Origin of the sequence: Paenibacillus sp. ISL-20, from assembly GCF_018613005.1 — a bacterium.
Lineage (GTDB): Bacteria > Bacillota > Bacilli > Paenibacillales > Paenibacillaceae > Paenibacillus_AQ.
The window spans coordinates 193,561-210,855 of the sequence record NZ_JAGGRD010000036.1 but is presented as its reverse complement, the minus strand read 5'-3'; the positions used below and the strand labels follow the sequence as shown (position 1 = coordinate 210,855).

Annotated in this window: 13 protein-coding genes; 3 read left to right on the top strand and 10 right to left on the bottom strand. The window is 51.2% G+C overall.

Features of this window, described 5'->3' with window-relative positions:
* Positions 1-31 precede the first annotated feature (31 nt).
* The 10 genes from J7E85_RS21810 to cidR all read right to left on the bottom strand — a co-directional run bounded on the left by J7E85_RS21810 (position 32) and on the right by cidR (position 13,706).
* A complete protein-coding gene (locus J7E85_RS21810; protein ID WP_215161452.1) occupies positions 32-484 on the bottom strand; it encodes a hypothetical protein in 453 nt (150 codons plus the stop codon).
* 179 nt (positions 485-663) lie between these two features.
* Entirely contained in the window at positions 664-2,538 is a 1,875-nt protein-coding gene (locus J7E85_RS21805; protein WP_215161450.1) for an ABC transporter ATP-binding protein, read from the bottom strand.
* Positions 2,535-4,262, bottom strand: coding sequence for an ABC transporter ATP-binding protein (locus tag J7E85_RS21800; protein WP_215161448.1), 1,728 nt, complete (start codon positions 4,260-4,262; stop codon positions 2,535-2,537). The genes J7E85_RS21805 and J7E85_RS21800 overlap by 4 nt, the downstream gene beginning before the upstream one ends.
* 11 nt (positions 4,263-4,273) lie before the next feature.
* Positions 4,274-4,834, bottom strand: a complete 561-nt coding sequence (locus J7E85_RS21795; protein WP_215161446.1) for a MarR family winged helix-turn-helix transcriptional regulator — start codon at positions 4,832-4,834, stop codon at positions 4,274-4,276.
* 121 nt (positions 4,835-4,955) lie between these two features.
* Entirely contained in the window at positions 4,956-6,068 is a 1,113-nt protein-coding gene (gene rsgA, locus J7E85_RS21790; RefSeq protein ID WP_215161444.1) for a ribosome small subunit-dependent GTPase A, read from the bottom strand.
* Between the two features lie 405 nt (positions 6,069-6,473).
* A complete protein-coding gene (locus tag J7E85_RS21785) occupies positions 6,474-8,762 on the bottom strand; it encodes an ATP-dependent DNA helicase (protein ID WP_215161442.1) in 2,289 nt (762 codons plus the stop codon).
* 147 nt (positions 8,763-8,909) lie between these two features.
* Positions 8,910-9,704 (bottom strand): delta-lactam-biosynthetic de-N-acetylase, encoded by a 795-nt coding sequence (gene pdaA, locus J7E85_RS21780; RefSeq protein WP_215161440.1) that lies wholly within the window; start codon positions 9,702-9,704, stop codon positions 8,910-8,912.
* 142 nt (positions 9,705-9,846) lie between these two features.
* Positions 9,847-10,890 (bottom strand): oxidoreductase, encoded by a 1,044-nt coding sequence (locus J7E85_RS21775; RefSeq protein ID WP_213647096.1) that lies wholly within the window; start codon positions 10,888-10,890, stop codon positions 9,847-9,849.
* Positions 10,891-11,085: 195 nt separating this feature from the next.
* Positions 11,086-12,708, bottom strand: coding sequence for a catalase (locus tag J7E85_RS21770; protein ID WP_215161438.1), 1,623 nt, complete (start codon positions 12,706-12,708; stop codon positions 11,086-11,088).
* A 107-nt stretch (positions 12,709-12,815) separates the two neighbouring features.
* Positions 12,816-13,706, bottom strand: a complete 891-nt coding sequence (cidR, locus tag J7E85_RS21765; RefSeq protein ID WP_215161436.1) for a cidABC operon transcriptional activator CidR — start codon at positions 13,704-13,706, stop codon at positions 12,816-12,818.
* A 126-nt stretch (positions 13,707-13,832) separates the two neighbouring features.
* On the opposite strand from cidR, the gene J7E85_RS21760 reads away from it, so the two are divergent.
* The 3 genes from J7E85_RS21760 to J7E85_RS21750 all read left to right on the top strand — a co-directional run bounded on the left by J7E85_RS21760 (position 13,833) and on the right by J7E85_RS21750 (position 17,020).
* Entirely contained in the window at positions 13,833-14,204 is a 372-nt protein-coding gene (locus tag J7E85_RS21760; RefSeq protein ID WP_076323894.1) for a CidA/LrgA family protein, read from the top strand.
* The gene (locus J7E85_RS21755; RefSeq protein WP_215161434.1) at positions 14,201-14,890 is read left to right on the top strand and encodes a CidB/LrgB family autolysis modulator; all 690 of its coding nucleotides are present in this window, start codon (positions 14,201-14,203) and stop codon (positions 14,888-14,890) included. Before J7E85_RS21760 ends, J7E85_RS21755 begins: the two co-directional genes overlap by 4 nt.
* Positions 14,891-15,160: 270 nt before the next feature.
* Entirely contained in the window at positions 15,161-17,020 is a 1,860-nt protein-coding gene (locus J7E85_RS21750; RefSeq protein WP_215161432.1) for an LTA synthase family protein, read from the top strand.
* The last annotated feature ends 275 nt before the right edge of the window (positions 17,021-17,295 follow it).

Here is a 17,295-nt window from a genome sequence, read left to right as displayed (position 1 = left end):
GACCTGGCCTGGATTAACCTAGTAAGCCAGCCTAAGCGATTTCTGGTGCCGGCTCCTCGCGGTAGGCCTCAAGCGACCGGTCCACGATGACCTGTACAAAACCCGGATCCATATCCTGAATCCATGGCATGGCGTTATTCCAAGCATTTTCCTCAATTTGAAGCGCGATCTGATTCTGCTCCCATTCATCCACCGTTCGATCCATCCGGTCACAGAGTTCTGTCAGCATCAGGTCCATCGAATGGCCCAGCTCATGTGCAAATACCACTGCATAATAGGCATGAAACGGCTCAAGTGTGCCAAACAGCTGCAAACACTGCTGGCGTATGACTTCGGTATACATCGTCACGCTGTGCGAATTCATAACATATTTCCCGCCGATTAACCGGCCCCCTGGGAAATACGCCTCCATCTCCACGGTGACACTGCTGCCCGACCGACGTAGAAGCTCTTGCGTAATTCGGTTCAGTTCGGACTTATTCAATAATGATCATGGCTCCCTTTAAAGATATAAACAACATTATAAAAGAACCATATGAAAATGCAATATCAAATATGCCTGCCTGCTTACTCTAAACCTACCAAAAACCTTTAATTATGCTAAAAAAAGAAGACCCACTCCGCACTCGAATGGGCCTTCTTATGATGGTAATCCTCGCCTCGCTATCCAGCCTCATGCTGGTCGCTGAATTGACTGTTATACAGGTCCGCATAGAAGCCGCCTTGAGACAGCAGCTCTTCATGGGTTCCTTGCTCGATAATGCTGCCCTTGTTCATGACCAGAATCAGGCCCGCATCCCGAATCGTGGACAGCCGATGCGCAATGACAAAGCTGGTTCGGTCTTTCATCAGCTCATTCATCGCTTTCTGGATATAGAGCTCTGTCCGCGTATCCACGCTGCTGGTGGCCTCGTCGAGGATTAGAATGGACGGGTTGGCCAGAATGGCACGCGCAATGGTAAGAAGCTGCTTCTGCCCTTGCGATATGTTGGAGGCCTCCTCGTTCAGAACGGTATCGTAACCGTCCGGCAGTGTCCGGATGAAGTGATCCGCGTGAGCCGCTTCCGCCGCTCGGATGATCTCTTGTTCCGTGGCGCCTTCGCGTCCATATCCGATATTGTCCCGGATTGTCCCGTTAAAGAGCCATGTATCCTGCAGCACCATTCCGAACAGGCTGCGGAGTTCACCGCGCCGAAGAGCCGTAATATCTGTGCCGTCTATCGTAATCTTGCCCTTATTCAGCTCATAGAACCGCATCAGCAGATTAATGAGCGTAGTCTTGCCTGCACCGGTCGGGCCGACGATGGCGACCGTTTGCCCGTGCCTTACGTCCACATTCATATCCTCGATCAGAAGCTGGTCTGCTTTATAGCCGAAACTCACGTTCACGAAAGACACATCGCCAAGCGGCTGCTTGAGTGCTGCCGGAGCTGTATGCTCTGACACTTCTTCTTCCTCATCCAGCACTTCAAATACGCGCTCTGCCGATGCTATGGTAGATTGAATGACGTTCGCGATATTCGCAAGCTGGGTGATCGGCTGCGTGAATTGGCGTGAATATTGGATGAATGCTTGAATATCCCCGATCTCAATCGCTCTGCGGGTAACCAACACACCGCCGACAACACTGACGATCACATAACCGATATTGCCGACAAAACCCATCAGCGGCATAATGGTACCCGATATAAACTGGGCTCTCCACCCGGCATCATAGAGCTTATCGTTGACCTCATTAAATTGCTCCATGGACTGTCGTTCCCGGCCAAAGGCCTTCACCACTTTATGACCTGTGTACATTTCTTCCACATGCCCGTTCAGCTCACCCAAATGCTTCTGCTGAGCCACAAAATGCTTCTGCGAGCGTTTGGCAACGACAATTGTAACCACCACACTAAGCGGTAGGGTCAGAATAACAACTAATGTCAACAGCGGGCTGATCGTGAGCATCATCACGATGACGCCAACCAGCGTGACTATCGAGGTAATCATCTGTGTCAAGCTCTGCTGAAGTGTACTGCTGATATTGTCCATATCGTTGGTCACCCGGCTCAGCGTTTCCCCATGTGTCCGAGCGTCAAAATATTTAAGCGGCAAACGACCGAGTTTGTTGTAAACATCCTTACGCAAATCATACACGGTCCGCTGGGCCACACCAGCCATAACATATTGCTGGATGTAAGCAAACAGTGAGCTTAAGAGATATAAGCCTGCAAGCCAGAGCATGATCGTCCGAATCGCGTCAAAATCGATCCCAGCCCCCGGCACGCCTTGCATCTTGGCCATGAAGCCTTTGAACAGGATCGTGGTTGCATCCCCCAATATTTTCGGGCTCACGATGCTGAATATCGTACTGAGAATAGCTGCGATCAAGACGATCATCAGCTTGCCGGTATGCGGTTTGAGATATCGCGTTAACCGGCGAAAAGTGCCTTTGAAATCCTTGGCTTTCTCCCCCGCCATTCCAGGTCCGTGCGGGCCGCCGCCAAAGGGACCGCCCGGTCCCCGAGGATGTCCTCCCCGTTTCTTCTCACTCATGCGATCTCCTCCTCTGACAGCTGCGAGGTGACGATTTCGCGGTACACATCGCTGGAAGCCATAAGCTCCACATGCGTGCCGATGCCGGCTATACGTCCCTCATCCAGCACAATAATCCGGTCAGCGTCCATGACGGTGCTTACCCGCTGAGCAACAATCAGAACGGTAGCTTCCGTCGTTTCCTCGCGGAGCGCTGCGCGAAGATTGGCATCCGTCTTGAAATCCAACGCCGAGAAGCTGTCGTCAAACACATAAATCTCAGGTCTCCGAACCAGCGCCCTTGCAATCGAGAGCCGCTGCTTCTGACCTCCCGATACGTTGCTGCCGCCTTGCGAAATCTCGGCATCGTATCCGCCTTCCATGGATGAGATGAAATCGGCCGCCTGAGCAACCTTCGCTGCATGCTGGATTTCCTCGTCCGTCGCATCTTCTTTACCATAACGGATATTCTCCGCGATGGTTCCGGTGAAGAGCAGCGCCTTCTGCGGCACGAATCCGATCCGGCTCCGGAGCTGCTCCTGAAGCATGTCCCGAATATCCGTACCATTAACGAGAATCCGTCCCGAGCTCACGTCATAGAAACGAGGGATTAAGCTGATCAGCGTCGATTTACCCGAACCGGTTCCGCCGATAATCGCGGTAATTTCACCCGGCCCGGCACGGAAGGAAATATCGGATATGGCGGGCTCCTCTGCACCCGGATAATAGAAGGTCACATCCTGGAATTCAATCGATCCCTGCTGCACACCGATATTGCGCGGCTGTTTTGGATCGTGGATCTCCGGCATCATGTTCAATACCTCATTGATCCGGACCGCCGATGCCTGTGCACGCGGAATCATGACAAACATGACGGATAGCATGATGAGAGAGAACATGATCATCATCGCGTATTGGAGAAATGCCATAAGGTCACCGACCTTCATATGCTCGGTATCTATGCGATGGGCTCCGAACCAAACTATAGCCAGCGTTGCAAAGTTCATGACCAGCATCATGACAGGCATCATTGCACCCATAATTTTATTCACTTTAATGGAGGTGGCTGTCAAATCCTCATTCGCATCATTAAAGCGGACGGTTTCATGATTCATCCGGTTAAATGAACGAATGACCCGGATTCCGGTCAGATTCTCCCTCAGCACGCGGCTCAGTGTATCGATCTTCACCTGGATCGCTTTGAATAGCGGAATCCCCTTTTTGGCGATGAGGAAAATAGCCAGGGCCAGAATCGGCAGGACGATGAGAAGTACCGTGGTCAATCCCGGGTCTCTCGATACGGCCATTATAATGCCCCCGATACACATCATCGGCGCAAGCGCCATCATGCGAAGGATCATGATCGTGACCTGCTGCACCTGCGTAATATCGTTCGTTGTACGGGTAATCAGGGATGCCGTACCGATCTTGTCAAATTCCTGAAGCGTGAAATTCTCGACATGGGAGAATACGCGTCCCCGAACAATCTTCCCAAATCCCGTAGCTGATTTAGATGCCAAATAACTCGCGGCAATGGAGCACACCATGCCCCCTGCTGCTACCAGGAGCATAAAGCCGCCCACACGCCAAATGTAAGGCACATCTCCCTTTACAATGCCGATGTCCACGATGTCCGCCATCAAGGTCGGCAGGTAAAGATCAGACAGACACTGGAAAAATGTGAACAGCAGGACAAAAATAACCGCTGTCCGGTACGGTTTCAAATAGTGAAACAGTTTTAGCAAATTCCCCACCCCTACTCATTGTCTGAAGTCGTTTCGTTCGTTTTGTGCTTTTGCTCGTGAAAATGATACACCTTCGTTAACAGCTCTGTCAGTTTGACGCTGTCCTCTTCTCCTAAAAATTCCACCAGCTCGTTAAAGTTGTTTCTCACCTTCTGATAGGTTTCTTGGACAACGCGATTCCCTTCCTCGGTAAGCTGCACACGCACCGCACGTCGATCCTGTACATCCATCACCCGTTCCACCAGACCTTTGCTCTCCAGAGCGTTAATAAATTGAGTGATCGTCGGTGACGTAACATTCATCATGCTGCTGATTTCGGACACTTTCATGCCAGGACCATCAGGCACGATATGATGTTTAAGTCCCATCAGAACGCGAATCTCGCCGGGCGTATAGCCGGAAATCAAGTGCTGATCCCATTCCTGCTTATGGAACATGCGAATGCTGTACAAGAGCCTGCCGGCTACGCTATCTTCTCGCCGGCCAGCCTTCATGCACAGCCCTTCCCGCGAATCCTTTTCCTCTTTCCGGTTGTTCTCTTTAGGTAAATCTGGATGTATGTTCTCTTCCATGGTCCACCTCTTTTCTGCAACTACTTAAACAAATAGATAGTCTGCCAATTTATTTGGTTCCCTAACTATATACCCGAAGAAGACCGAAGTCAAATCGACTTCGGACCTCTCGTAACATCCATTATTCGTCATCGTACATAAGCTGCTGGTAGTTCCCTCTGCGGTCTCTCTCGCTCTTCCGCGAGGACTTGCCTGAGCTCTTATTCTGGCGGCGGGTGCTGACCCTCTCTTTACTGGCAATATAGGCGAGCTCCCGCTCCGTCTTCTTGTAGTTCGCATATCGTTTCGCATCCAGCGTTCCGGCCTGCAGCGCTTCCTGAACCGCACAGCCGGCCTCCGTCTCATGGCGGCAATCCTGGAACCGGCACTGCTGCACCAGCGCGGAAACATCCGCAAAGGTTGCCTCGAACCCTTCTTCCGAATCCCACAGCTGCAGCTCCCGCATGCCTGGCGTATCTACCATAATCGCGCCTCCCGGCAGCACGAAAAGCTCTCGGTGCGTCGTGGTATGCCGTCCCCTTGCGTCCTCCTCGCGTATCCCCTGAACCCGCTGCAGCTCCTGGCCGGACAGCCAGTTCAGGAGGGTGGATTTACCGGCCCCGGAGGTACCCGTAATGGCAATCGTCTTCCCCTGCATCAGATAAGGCTGCAGTTGCTTCTTTCCTTGATCCATCAAGGAGCTCACCGCATGAACCGGCACGCCCGGTGCAACAGCCTCTACCTGTGCGACATAATCTTCCGGCGATTCACATAGATCCGCCTTGGTAAGCAGCACAACCGGTGCGGCTCCGCTCTCCCAGACCGCAATCAGGTAGCGTTCAATCCGGCGAACACTAAAATCCTTGTTGAGTGCGTTAATGATAAACACGGTATCCATGTTCGCGGCAATGATCTGCTCATCCGGCACGCTTCCTGCTTCCTTGCGCGTCACAGCAGATTGGCGGGGGAGCAGCTTATGAATGACGGCACGAGATTCCCCTTGCAGCGGTTCCACCATGACCCAATCGCCAACAGCGGGAAAGTCGCTTTTGCTGGCTGCTTCGTATTCGTATTTGCCCGTGACAATCGCGGACTGCTCTCCCTCTTGCGTAATAATGCGGTATTGCTTCGAGAATTGGGCTGTGATGCGTGCCGGTACCAGCGCTTTATCCTGCTGCGGAATCTGCTCAGCCATCAAACTCCAATGTTTATTCCATCCATATGCTTGTAGCGTAGTCATGTCTTGTTTAGTCAAATTCGTGATATCCCCTTATCGTTATTGGATTGGTTGTTATCAAACACAAAAAAACCGCAGATTTGTATCCGCGGCTGATCTGGATCTATGCAAGAAGAAGGCATCAACCCCCATACAGCCTACAATCAAGCCGTTAAAGGTCATACCAAGCCCTTAAAATAGACACAAAAAACCCGCAGGATACCAAGCACGGTCTCCTGCGGGTTCTTGAGTATGGAGTTAGAGACAAGTGTGGTTACATGCCCCATACCCCTATACTATTAGAATTTCCCGTCCAAAGAGACCAACGTCAATGCGAACCATCCACTATGCATCATAACCATTTGACATCAGCCTCCTTCAGCTAAATTAATATATCCGTATTATAGGGGTCATATTTCCAGGTGTCAACATCTCATGCAAAAATTAGATGCGCCTGTAGTGCCTCCACTCCTCCGGCAGCAGCGTACCATACTGGCGATTTAGAAAGCGGTCATCCACCAGCGTCAGTGTCCCGCTGTCCTGCTCTGAGCGGATCAAGCGTCCTCCGGCCTGCAGTACTTTGTTCATGCCCGGGTACACGTAGGCATAATCGTATCCCCGTTTGCCGGAACGATCGAAATAATCCTTGATGATATCATTCTCGAATGATAGCTGCGGCAATCCTACGCCGATGACCACGACACTCGACAGCCGTTCTCCCTTCAAATCAATGCCCTCGGAGAAAATACCGCCCATTACGGCAAAGCCGATCAGCGGATCCTCCGCATCCGCCTGGAAGGCATTCAGGAATGCCTCCCGCTCCTCCTCACTCATCCCATGCCCCTGAAGCAAGGTACTCGCTCCCGGGTTCATTCTGGCAAACGCCTCATGAATATCCTGCATGTAAGGATAGGACGGCAGGAAGATCAGGGTATTCACCGGCTTTTCCTGAACCAGTGCACTCAGCATCCGGACGATGGCTTCGCTATTGCGCTCCCGATCCTTGAAGCGCGTCGATAACGGCAAAATTCGAACATCCAATTGCTCGGAAGAGAAAGGAGAGGGAATCGAGAGGCTGTAGTCCTCTTCCTCTGCTCCCAACATGTCGCGGTAATACCCGAGCGGCATGAGGGTTGCCGAGAAAAATACGCTGGAGCGGTAGTTTTTTCCCGCTTGCTGGAGCAAATAAGAGGGGTCCAGACAAAACAGCTTGAGAAACACCTCGCTCTGACTCATCTCCGCATACGTGACAAAGCGGTCGTCATACAGCTTGGAGATGCGCAGATACCCCTGCACGGCAAAATAGCACTCCAGGAGCGCATCGGCCTCATCCCCGCTCTTGCCAGTCATCAGTTCGGCCTCTGCCTGGAGCGAAAAATCCTCCAGCAGCTCCACCATCATCTCCGGCTGCTGGGACCCGACAATCCGCTCTTCCTCCTCACTGACCTTGCGCAGCACTTTAAAGCGGTTATTCACCCGCTTCGCGGCGTTGTAAAGCGCGGGATTGCTCTCTTTGTAAGCTCGTTGCAGTTCCAGAAAAGCCGATTTATTCAGCTCGGCCGAGAACATTCCCCGCGCCCGGTCTACCAGATTGTGTGCCTCGTCAATGAGCAGCACACTGCGCTTCTTCACATCCTCCGGCATCCGCTTAAAGGATACACGCGGGTCAAACACATAGTTGTAATCGCAGATGACGGCATCAGCTGCATACGCGGCATCCAGCGAGAACTCAAACGGACACACCGTATGTTTCCGGGCGTACTCTTCAATAACGGGCCTCGTGATCAACGTTTCATTCGAGAGCAAATCCAGTATGGCGCCATTTATCCGGTCATAATAGCCCTCCGAGAACACGCAGCCCATCTGCCCGCAGCCCTCAGCTTCACGGAAACAAATCTTGTCCTTCGCCGTCAGGGTGACCGTATGCATGCAGAGTCCTTGACGCTCCATGCGCGCCATAGCTTCCTCCGCTGTCGTTCGGGTGATCGTCTTGGCTGTCAGATAAAAAATCCGCGACAACAGGCCTTCACCGATCGCTTTAACCGAGGGAAACAGCGTGGATATCGTTTTCCCTATGCCCGTTGGCGCTTTGGCAAACAATTTCCGTCCTTCCCCGATGCTTTTATAAACGGCTCCGGCCAGCTTTCGCTGCCCCTCGCGGTAGGCGGGAAACGGAAACTTCAGTTCCCGGATGCTTCGATCCCTCCGCTCGCCATGCTCCCGCAGCAGGTTGGCATAAGGCGCATAAGCCGCCACGACCTCCAATACGAAGGATTCCAGCTGTGCAAAGCTCCATTCTTGTACGAACTGCTTCCGCTCTCCACTCGGGACTTGAAAGTAGGTTAATCGCACCGCCATCTTCGGAAACTCATGCTGCTTCGCGTACATATAGGCATACATTTGGGCCTGCGCCCAATGAACCGGATACGTGTGCTCCGTAATCTCGCCTAAATCGCCGGAGGTCGACTTAATCTCGTCAATCATCATCCGCTCTTCCTCTTGAATCAGACCGTCGCAGCGGCCTTCCACCACAAACAGAAGATCCTCGTAAGGAATCTCCACTTCAAGCAGAACTTCCTTTTGATCGTTCTCACCATAGTCGCGCTGTACCTGTTGATGCGCACGGGTCCCCTCGGTAAGGGATGTCGCCGTGCGAAAACCCGAAGTAATGCTGCCGCTGCGAAAGACATATTCCACCAGCGGCCTGACGGATATTTGAATAGTATGAGGCATGATGGTCTCCTTCGTTCATGTTCTATGAAGGGTATTATACCAAACATTCGTTCCTGAAAGCGAAGCATCTACCTTCATTCGGCAACAAAAAGCGTGCAGACAGCATCCTGACAGGATAGCGTTCTGCACGCTGTATGCAAGAAGTGTTTACGGGGCTTTCTTCTGCATCTGATCCAAACTCTTGAACTCGTACCCCCGGTTCCTGGCTTCGTCAATGATCCGCCCAAGCGCCTCGGTATTGTCCTTGGAGATCGAGTGCAGCAGGATCACAGCACCCGGGTGGAGCTGCGCGGTTACCTTATCATAGGCATACTGCGCACCGCGCTGGGACTTTACGTCCCAATCCATATATGCGAGCGACCAGAAGACATTAGTGTAACCTAGCTGCTTGCTGGTCCCCAGTGACCGCTCATCGAAAATGCCGCGCGGCGTACGCAAATATTTCATATCCGGCTGGCCGGTTATGCGCATAACCTCCTTCTTCACCCGCTCCAGTTCCTCGGTCAGCTTCTCGGCCGAGATCGTGGTTACATCCGGATGATTCCAGGAATGGTTGCCGATAATGTGTCCCTCCGCCGTCATCCGCTTCAGCAGATCTTCCTGTGTCTTTACGTAGTGTCCGGTCACGAAAAAGGTGGCAGGCACCTTCTTCTCTTTGAGCGTATCCAGGATACGGGAGGTATATCCGTTCTCGTATCCGTTATCAAACGTAAGATATAGCTCTTTCTGCTCGGCATCGCCCATGAAGATCGCGCCGTATTTTTGCAGAAGCTCCTTAAAACCCTCCTCATTGATGGAAGGCAGTTGGCCATTGACGCTTTTTTTGAATCCAAAATGAAACGGACCGCTTCCTACTGCCAAAGCCGCTCCCGATATGGACAGCATCACCGCCAAGCTCATCAGAAGCGCAAAGGCCGACCGAAGGATATCACGTTTCTTCATATCCGTTCTCTCCTTCTTTGTTGTGATATGGATTGATTCCCCTCATGAAAGACGTACAAGGGTTGCATCACCTAATATCCCACAAATCGGAGCAAACTATGTGCTAGCCAAAGAGGACCCTGTCACCGCATATGGCAGGGTTTCACGTGATCTTGATCAATCGGCCTTTCTGGTGACTTTGCAGTGCATACTCAATCATACGGATGACATTACGGGCTTCTTCAGGCTGAACGGGTAACGGGCCATCCTTAAGAATCGCTTCAGCCAAACCCTGATAAAAGGCCTGATAACGTCCCGGCAGCGTCTCAATCTCGCCCTGAACCGCCAGTCCGCTCAGCTCAGTAGCAAGCTCCCCGTACTGGTCCGGCTGGTCTTCACCCCAGCCCGCATCCCCCGGGTGCATTCCCTGCTTCAGCTGGCCTTCCTGAGGGTCTGTTCCATATTTCAGGAAGCTTCCTTTATCCCCGTGCAGCTCGAATTTCGGGCCGGCTTGCCGGACCAGCGAGCCGGAATGCAGAATAACCCGAAACGTTTTGTAACCCAGCACTAGATGAAAATAATCATGAGTTTTGGACCCTTTGCGCTCCGTTCTCAAATCCGCCCACAGCGTCTCCGGCAGACCGAACAGGAACAGCGCCTGATCAAGCAGATGCGAACCCAAATCGTACAGGATGCCGGACCCGGGAATCCCCTGTTCCCTCCACCGCTCCGATTGCACTTCCGGACGGTAACGGCTGAACTGCGACTGATAAATGGATAGCTTCCCGAGCGCTCCCGTCTCCAGCAGGTTGCGGACAGTCAGAAAGTCATTGTCCCAGCGGCGGTTGTGATATACCGTCAGCAGAACTCCCTTCTGCTTGGCCAGATCAATCAGCTGGTCCGCTTCTGCGGATGTTACGGTAAACGGCTTCTCGACGACCACATGCTTACCGGCCTCGATGGCTAACCGGGTATATTCGTAATGCGTTGCATTCGGACTCGTAATGATGACAACATCAATATCCGGATTAGACAAAAGCTCATCCACACTATCGACAACCGCCGTATCAGGCAAATCCTTGTAAACCTTGTCCGGATCTGATGACACAACCGTGTGGACTATGTAATCCGGCACGCTTCTCAGGATAGGTGCATGAAACACCGACCCGGACAGGCCGTAGCCGATGATTCCCGCTTGTATTGCCATAAAGCACGCCTCCTCTTCCCATGGTTCTATGTTGATTCGATATGTATCGCTTTGATTCCTTGCAACATCTTAACATTCCGCAAATATTTTACAACCTCAAATAATACAGCCGCCTGCACATTTATCACTGTGCAGGCGGCTGCTCAATTGCCATTGCAATTAATAATCTGGAGACCTCTTCCGGCTTAGCAGATTTTAGTAAGGATCCGCCTCATGGCCCATGCGGTTAGCATCCTCAACCGCCTGCTCCCGTTCGGGCTCGTTCGAGCCCTTTCTGGCCTGCTCGAGTCCTTCCCGCACGCGGCGTCCATATTCCTCATCCGCATTCGTAAAATATTCCACCATCTTGTCTTGAATCCGGATATCACATTGGATGAGCGCCCCCACCAGATTGCTAATCAAATCGTTCCGCTCCCAATCCTCAAAGGCTCTGTACGTATCCCCAGCCTGCTTGAAGTCCAACGTACGGTCCAGCTTCTGCCGGACGAGGTTGGCATCATAATGGGGCTGATGCGGCTTCGCTGTCTGCGAGGCTTCCACCAGACCGTCGGTCATGGACGGCTCATAATCTACATGCGGGCTTTGCCCTGGTGCCTTATCCACGTAATAAGACATCTGCCCGCCGCGCTGGTTGGTAGCGACCCGCTTCTTCGGCGCATTGATCGGCAGCTGCAAATAGTTGGTGCCCACCCGATGCCGCTGGGTATCCGAGTAGGAAAACGTGCGACCTTGGAGCATCTTGTCGTCCGAGAAATCAAGCCCATCCACCAGCACGCCCGTGCCAAAGGCCGCTTGCTCCACTTCGTTATAGTAGTTCTCCGGATTGCGGTCCAGCACCATTTTGCCCACCTTCAGGAACGGAAATTGATCTGCCGGCCACAGCTTGGTTGCATCAAGCGGGTCGAATTCCAGCTCCGGATGCTCATCATCGCTCATAATCTGAACGCATAGCTCCCATTCCGGATAATCCCCGCGTTCAATGGCCTCATATAAATCCTGTGTTGCGTGGCTGTCATTCATGGCCTGGATCTTGTTTGCTTCTTCCTGCGTGAGGTTCTTAATGCCTTGCTTGAGCGGCTCCCAATGGTATTTGATCAGCACACTATGGCCATCTGCATTGACCCATTTGTATGTATTCACACCTGAGCCCTGCATTTGACGGTAGTTAGCGGGAATGCCCCAAGGAGAGAAAACAAACGTGATCATATGCGTCGCTTCCGGGGAACGGGATACAAAGTCGAACATGCCGACTGGACCCGGAACGTTGGATACCGGATCCGGCTTGAACGCATGAACCATGTCCGGAAATTTGAGCGGATCGCGGATGAAAAATATTTTCAGGTTATTGCCAACCAGATCCCAGTTGCCTTCTTCGGTGTAAAATTTCACGGCAAACCCGCGCGGATCCCGAAGCGTTTCAGGTGAGCCGGAACCGTGGATAACGGTTGAGAACCGCACAAACACCGGTGTACGCTTGCCTTCAACCTGAAACAGCTTGGCCCGGGTATACTTCGAAACAGGCTCATCGCCTACTTTCCCGTATGCTTCGAAGTAACCGTGAGCTCCAGCACCCCGTGCATGCACGACGCGCTCCGGAATGCGTTCCCGGTCAAAGTGCGTGATCTTCTCCAGATAATGATAATTCTCCAGGGTCATCGGACCCCGGTTCCCTACCGTTCTCACATTCTGATTATCCGAAATAGGATGTCCCTGACGATTAGTTAGCGTATCCTCCCGCTCCGTCTCGCCGCGGTTCTGGTCAAAGCCTTCCCGACCTGGGTTCGTTCCATTATTACCATCATGTTCCTGGCCACTCACGAATGTCATTCCTCCTTGGATATAAGGCATGTAAAATGGTTCTCTTACTATGGATATTATGTCCAAGGCGTGAAAATGTATGAAATGCCCCTTAATTTAAAACAAACTTACTCCTGCTCACCCAACAGGGCCCGGGTAAAGCTGATCCATTCTCTGACGGCAAAGGACAGGTACCGGTCCTTTCTCCAAATCATCCCGAGCTGCCAGGGAATGGACGGGTTGTCCAGCGGCAGTATCGTCACCCGCGAAGAATCAATTTCCTTACAGATCGTCTCCGGGAGCAGTGCGATGCCCAAATTGGCGGCCACCATGCCGCTGATGAGATCCCACTGCGAGCTTTCATAGACCACCCTTGGCTCGAAGCCCGCGCTGACGCATTCGCGGATGATCCGGTCATGCAGTGTAAAATCCTCTCGAAACAACACAAATGCCTCGTCGGCTAGCTCATCCAGGTGTACATGATCTCTGCCTGCCAGCCGGTGCGACGGATGGACCAGCAGATTCAGCTTCTCTTTCACAAAGGAATAATAGTGGAATACATCCTCATTAACCGGCAGCACCGCGACTCCGATATCGGTCTGACCGCTTTCCACATCCGCTTCGACCTTCTTGGCGCCATCCTCAATCAGCTGAATGGTAATCTTCGGGTATTCCCGGTGAAACTGCCCGATCACCTCAGGGAAAAAGCTTGAGCCTACCATGGGCGGAAGCCCAATCCGAAGATGGCCGCGCTTCAGGTTCATGAGGTCCTCCAGCTCGGCTGATACCCGCTGAAAAGAATCCACCATCTGCTGCGCCTGCTGATACATGATATGACCCGCATCCGTCAGCTCAATCCGCTTGCCCTGCCGGTAGAACAAAGTTACGCCCCACTCATCCTCCATGTTGCGAATCGTTTTGCTGATCGTTGGCTGCGTAATATACAGCTTCTCGGCTGCCTTGGTGAAGCTTTGGTTCCTCGCTACCTCAAGAAAATACTCCAGGTGCCGTATATCCATCCGATATTCCCTCCGGTTTCTTCTATGTATAGATAAATGGAATGCATCTCATTCGATATATGCATTTTACCTATGAAAATTATCGTTGTAAAATTTCATTAATAATGAAAATTAAGGAGTCCGGTCATGATCAACATGTTGAAAGGAACACTCCAAGTGGCCGGTTTCATGCTTCTTTCCTTAGGGATGGATCAACTGGCCGCCTGGCTGAATATAGGGATTCCGGGCAGCATTCTCGGAATCGTTGTGTTGTTTATACTTCTCGAAACCAAAGTCCTCCGCCTGGAGTGGATTGAGCTTGGCGCCAATTGGCTGCTCGCCGAATTGCTGCTGTTCTTCATCCCTGCAGCGGTCGGCATCATGAAATATTTCCCGATGCTGGAGGCCGAAGGACTCCAGATTCTGGCCGTGGTTTTGTTCAGCACCGTCATTGTGATGGTCAGCTCTGGACTGACTGCCGGCTTCATCTCATCCAGAAAGGAGCGAAAAACACCATGAACATCCTGCTGACGGTCATTCTCGGCTTATTATTGACGGTCGGGATTTATGGGGGGGCCAAAAGACTGTATCGCCGCCTGCCAAAAGTCTATTTATCGCCGCTCCTGATCACCCCGGTACTGATTGTTGTGATATTGACACAAACAGGGGTATCCTATGAATCATACAATGCAGGAGCGCAGTGGATCAGCAAGCTGCTTGGACCGGCTACAATCGCTTTTGCCGTGCCTTTGTACAAAAACTTCCAGACTCTGAAAAAGCATGCGGCCGAAATTATGCTCAGTGTGCTGACCGGATCGGTACTGGCCATGTTATCCTCTGCAGTTCTTGCTAAATGGATGCACCTGAACAGCTCGCTGGCCACCAGTCTCGTCCCGCGCTCCATAACAACACCCATTGCCATGAACGTCTCCGAGGTCATTGGGGGCGTGCCGAACATGACCGCCGTCTTCGTTATTATGACCGGGATTCTAGGCTCCATGATCGGGCCGGCGGTCATGCGGATCTTCCGGATTCGGGGCGATATCGCACGAGGTGTGCTGTTTGGGACCAGCGCCCATGGAACCGGCACCTCCAAGGCATTCGAATTCAGCTCCCTTTCGGGAACGATCTCCAGCATTTCGATGATCGTCGCTGCTCTCTTCACCCTCGGAACCGCACCGCTGATCATGTCTTTTCTTTATTAATATTTGCTAAGCCCCTGACAAAACCGGCGATGGCCGGTTTTTTCGTTGTCTTTTTCGTGTTGTTATAAGAAGCTTATGGACTTACTTTAACTCTTTGACAACCTCCTTCGAAGAGGTCATAATTAGTTCTGTTCATTCATTTTGTAAAATAAATGGTATACAGAATGTATATCAACAGTAAGAATAACGTCTATCGATTCTTAAATAACGGATGGCCGCTGGAGTTTTCGGAAATAGGGTTACGGCGGCATTGAAAGGAAGGCGATACAGGTGTTCTCCACCTCGCGGTTTCGGTTAACGATTACGAAGCCTTTTATATTTTTCTCTGTCATTATGATGCTCAAAAGCTACCTGGCCTGGATGGTCATTTTTGATGATGTTATGCCATGGAAACCGCTCATTACGGAAATCCCTTTTATTTGGCTTGTGTTCAGCTTAATCGAATGGTTTGCTTCCAAGCGAAAGCTCGCTGCCTATATGAGTGTTAACTTATTGCTAACCGCCATATTCTTTGCGGCCATTATGTATTATAAATATTATGGTGTCATTGTTACGTATCACGCGCTGGAGCAGGTCAATCAGGTAACCGCGGTAAGCAATAGCGTCTTCTCCTTGATGGACCCTTACTATCTGCTGATCTTTACAGATATCATCGGGATGTTTTTTCTATTATGGCGCAGTGATCGCGTCAAAAAATGGAAGATTCGGCATGCCAAAAAAGAAAAGCGCAAAATCATTCCCATTGTTTTTGTCGTCTCTTTAATGCTATGCCTATTCCAGATTATGCCGAACCGCGCAAGCATGAACGAAATCGTGAAGGCACAGGAGATGGGCATTCTTAATTATGAGGCCTATACGATTTTCCAACAGGAGAACAAAGAGCTCGTAGATGCCAAGGCCATCACGCAGGATAAAGTCAACGAATTGAAGGGTGTCGGGGCGACTGATCAGGAAGCTGTACTCTCGGGTGTAGCCAAAGGGAAGAATCTGATCATCATCCAGATGGAGTCCTTCCAGAATTTCCTGATCGGTTTGAACATTGATGGCAAGGAAATTACACCAAACTTGAACAAACTCGCTAAAGAGAGCTTATATTTCCCGAACTTCTACCAGAATGTCGGTCAAGGAAATACCTCGGATGCCGAGTTTGTGGTGAATACGTCCTTCTACATTCCGCCGCGGGGAGCGGCAACGCAGCATTATGCGGACAGGGTTCTACCCAGCCTGCCGAGGTTGCTGCAAGGGGAAGGTTATGATACAGCCACTTTCCACACCAATGTGGTGGAATTCTGGAACCGCGGAGAGCTGTACAAGGCCCTCGGGTTCAACCGTTATTACGATAAAGCGTTCTTCGGTGATGAAGATAAGCTGTTCTTCGGTGCCTCGGATGATGCCCTATATTCCAAAACATCGGCCGAGCTGAAAAAGATGGACGATGCCGATAAACCGTTCTATACCCAAGTCATCTCCATGTCGGCTCACCATCCGTTCACGATTCCCGAAGATAAATATCGGATGACGCTGCCGGAGCGATATGAAGGCACCTTTGTCGGCGACTACATCCGCTCGCAGAATTACGCCGATGATGCGCTTGGTAAATTCATTGAGCAGCTGAAGAAAGACGGCGTGTGGGATAACAGCCTGGTTGTTCTCTACGGCGACCACCTTGGACTTCCTATATATTCCTTGGACAACAAGGATAAAGAACTGATGCATGAAATTTACGGCCGTGATTATAACTCCGGAGATATGATCAATATCCCGCTTATGATCCATGGAGAAGGCCTTAAGCCGGAAGTGAAGGAGCAAGTCGGCGGGCAGATCGACCTCCTGCCGACGGTGGCCAACCTGCTCGGCGTAGCGATGGACAATCAGCTTCATTTCGGTCAGGATCTGTTAAACAACACTGATAATAACTTGCTGCCGGAACGGTACTACCTTCCTTCCGGTACATTTATCAACAATACGACCCTGTACATTCCGGGAATCGGCTTTGAGGATGGAACCAAGCATCCGCTTCCGAACTCGGACGAGAAGAAGACCCAAGCTACCAAGGAAGAATTCGAACGCTCGCTGCAGCTGCTCCATCTGTCGGACAGCTATATCAGACAGCTGCCATACCATAAATAGTTCGTTGCTTAATAGGACAAACTCTTTCGGATAATCGGAGGGTTGTCCTTTTTTGCTTGGCAGAGAATGCCGGAAATCCTTGATATATAAGGATTTATACAGCCGAAGGCAACGGTTATTTGACATAGTGGCTTACTTTTTCTTATTATTAATAGCAATATACCTTGTTTTGAATACCGCTTTCGTGGTGAAATTACGTACAACAACTCAAATGACTCATACTCATACGCTGACCATTAAGCCATATATTTTTCATGAACAAATCGATTATGAAT